Raw genomic sequence first — 2,500 nt, forward strand, 5'->3', positions numbered from 1 at the left:
CCTTCAGGTTATGAGCCTGACGAGCTACCGGGCTGCTCCACCCCGCGATTGTAGGGGAGACTGGAAGACCTGGCGGCGACCGACTTTCCCGTGCCTTAAGGCACAGTATCATGGGCGCTGGGGGTTTTCACGGCCGAGTTCGGGATGGGATCGGGTGGATCATTCCCCGCCATGGCCACCAGGTCATCCAGTCTCCCCGGTATGGGGTATGGCTGGAAGTGGATGGGTTGGTGTGTATGGTGATGTGTTGAGAGTGGATGACTGCTGTGCATGTGTGTTGCCCGTTTGATTGGGCGATGGAATGAGCCTATTGGGCGATTAGGACCAGTCAGCTGCACGCATTACTGCGCTTCCACACCTGGCCTATTGACGTGATGGTCTATCACGGCCCTTGGGGAGACCTTGTTTTGAGGTGGGTTTCCCGCTTAGATGCTTTCAGCGGTTATCCCGTCCACACTTAGCTACCCGGCTGTGCCGCTGGCGCGACAACCGGTGCACCAGAGGTATGTTCATCCCGGTCCTCTCGTACTAGGGACAAATCCTCTCAAGTCTCCAACACCCACGGCAGATAGGGACCGAACTGTCTCACGACGTTCTAAACCCAGCTCACGTACCACTTTAATCGGCGAACAGCCGAACCCTTGGGACCTGCTCCAGCCCCAGGATGTGATGAGCCGACATCGAGGTGCCAAACCTCCCCGTCGATGTGGACTCTTGGGGGAGATCAGCCTGTTATCCCTAGAGTACCTTTTATCCGTTGAGCGATGGCCCTTCCACGCGGGACCACCGGATCACTATGGCCGACTTTCGTCTCTGATCGAGCTGTCACTCTCACAGTCAGGCGGGCTTATGCCATTGCACTCGACAGCCGGTTTCCGACCGGCCTGAGCCCACCATCGCGCGCCTCCGTTACACTTTGGGAGGCGACCGCCCCAGTCAAACTGCCCACCATGCAGGGTCCCGGACCTGGCTAACAGGCCTCGGTTAGACATCAGAAACAGTCAGGGTGGTATTTCAAGGATGGCTCCACCGGAACTGGCGCCCCGGTTTCAAAGCCTCCCACCTATCCTACACAGAATGTCTCTGATGCCACTGCAAAGCTGCAGTAAAGGTTCATAGGGTCTTTCCGTCTGACCGCGGGTACCCCGCATCTTCACGGGGAATTCAATTTCGCTGAGCCGATGCTGGAGACAGCGGGGAAGTCGTTACGCCATTCGTGCAGGTCGGAACTTACCCGACAAGGAATTTCGCTACCTTAGGACCGTTATAGTTACGGCCGCCGTTTACCGGGGCTTCAATTCAGTGCTTGCACACCTCCTCTTAACCTTCCGGCACCGGGCAGGCGTCAGGCCGTATACGTCGTCTCTCGACTTCGCACAGCCCTGTGTTTTTACTAAACAGTCGCTACCCCCTGGTCTGTGCCACCCGCCCATGGTTGCCCACTGACGGGTCTTGCTTATCCCGAAGTTACGCAAGTAATTTGCCTAGTTCCTTCAGCATCGTTCTCTCAAGCGCCTTGGTATTCTCTACCAGTCCACCTGTGTCGGTTTCGGGTACGGTCTATATGCCAGAGCTATTTCCTGGAATACTCCAAAAGCCAGATCAATCCGATAAGACCTGACAACATATTGTATTCGTCACTTCTGGCAGGCCCGGGAATATTTGCCCGGTTTCCATCGACTACGGCTTTCGCCCTCGCCTTAGGGGCCGGCTCACCCTGCGCGGATTAACCTTGCGCAGGAACCCTTGGACTTTCGGCGACAGTGTTTCTCGCACTGTTTGTCGCTACTCATGTCAGCATTCGCACTTCCGATATCTCCAGAGAGGGTCACCCCGTCTCCTTCACAGACCTACGGAACGCTCCGCTACCGCGCATTCATAGAATGCACCCACAGCTTCGGCACGTGGCTTGAGCCCCGTTACATTTTCGGCGCAAGGTTTCTATTAGACCAGTGAGCTATTACGCTTTCTTTAAAGGATGGCTGCTTCTAAGCCAACCTCCTGGTTGTTTTGGAATCCTCACATCCTTTCCCACTTAGCCACGATTTGGGGGCCTTAGCTGGTGGTCTGGGCTGTTTCCCTCTCGACAATGGACCTTAGCACCCACTGTCTGTCTGCCGAGCTCATACTTCCGGGTATTCGGAGTTTGGTTAGGTTTGGTAAGGCTTTGGGCCCCCCTAGCCCATCCAGTGCTCTACCCCCCGGGGTAATACTCGACGGTCTACCTCAATAGATTTCGCGGAGAACCAGCTATTTCCGAGTTTGATTGGCCTTTCACCCCTAGCCACAGCTCATCCCCGACTTTTTCAACAGGCGTGGGTTCGGCCCTCCAGTGCGTGTTACCGCACCTTCAGCCTGGCCATGGCTAGATCACTCGGTTTCGGGTCTTCTGCCAGCAACTCGTCGCCCTATTCAGACTCGCTTTCGCTGCGCCTACACCTAACGGCTTAAGCTTGCTGCAAACAGAAACTCGCTGACCCATTATACAAAAGGTACGCCG

At 55.9% G+C, this 2,500-nt stretch carries 2 rRNA genes (1 of these 2 cut by a window edge); both read right to left on the reverse strand.

Annotation, left to right across the window (positions count from 1 at the left end):
• Positions 1-67 precede the first annotated feature (67 nt).
• Positions 68-183: ribosomal RNA gene (gene rrf / locus OQZ28_RS17060) — 5S ribosomal RNA — on the reverse strand.
• Positions 184-298: 115 nt separating this feature from the next.
• A 23S ribosomal RNA gene (locus tag OQZ28_RS17065) occupies positions 299-2,500 on the reverse strand; it runs 537 nt beyond the window's last position.

It is taken from the genome of Komagataeibacter sp. NFXK3, from assembly GCF_054182245.1.